The sequence below is a fragment of the Zoogloea ramigera genome, assembly GCF_006539865.1.
Lineage (GTDB): Bacteria > Pseudomonadota > Gammaproteobacteria > Burkholderiales > Rhodocyclaceae > Zoogloea > Zoogloea ramigera.
This window is the reverse complement of record NZ_BJNV01000195.1, coordinates 1-677: the sequence shown is the minus strand read 5'-3', so window position 1 is coordinate 677 and position 677 is coordinate 1. Positions and strand designations below refer to the sequence as shown.

Annotated in this window: 1 protein-coding gene; it reads left to right on the top strand. The window is 61.0% G+C overall.

Going from position 1 to position 677, the window contains the following annotated elements:
• Positions 1-145 precede the first annotated feature (145 nt).
• Positions 146-677, top strand: a 532-nt coding sequence (gene casA / locus ZRA01_RS20410; RefSeq protein WP_141355201.1) for a type I-E CRISPR-associated protein Cse1/CasA, incomplete at its 3' end; no start/stop codon positions are given.

Here is a 677-nt window from a genome sequence, read left to right as displayed (position 1 = left end):
CTAGACAGCGTACCCAATGCTAGTATTTATTTGTGGTTTGAAAAGTCTCCTGTCCTGGTGTGGCGCCCCCTGAGAATATGCAAGGGCTGGGGGCGGGAGCCTCCAACGCTCGCTGCTACTTCGCCTTTTTTCAGGAGCCCCGTTCATGAACCTCCTGCAACACCCCTGGATGCCGGTGCGCCGTCGCGACGGGCTGCGCGACTGGGTTGCCCCTGGAATGCTATCCGATCCGGATGTCGTCGCTTTTGATGCGGCTCGTGCGGATTTCAACGGCGCCTTGATGCAGTTTGCCATCGGTCTGCTTCAAAGCGTAAGCCCAGCCGATACGCACTCCGCCTGGAGCCGCCTGTTTCGGCAGGCACCGGATTTAGCCACGCTGGCTGCCTGGTTCGATCCGGTTTTGCCTGCCTTCGAGTTCGACGGGGAGGGCGCCCGCTTCATGCAGGACTTCAGCTTGAAGCCAGAAGAGGCGGGGCTTAATTCCATCGCCGCGCTATTGATCGAATCGCCCGGGGAAAATGCCCTGCGCAACAACAGCGATCATTTCGTCAAGCGAGGTAGGGTGGAGTGTCTCTGCCCCGACTGCGCTGCCCTGGCTCTGTTTACGCTGCAGACCAACGCACCCTCGGGAGGGGTCGGCTATCGCACCGGGTTGCGGGGTGGCGGCCCTTTGACCC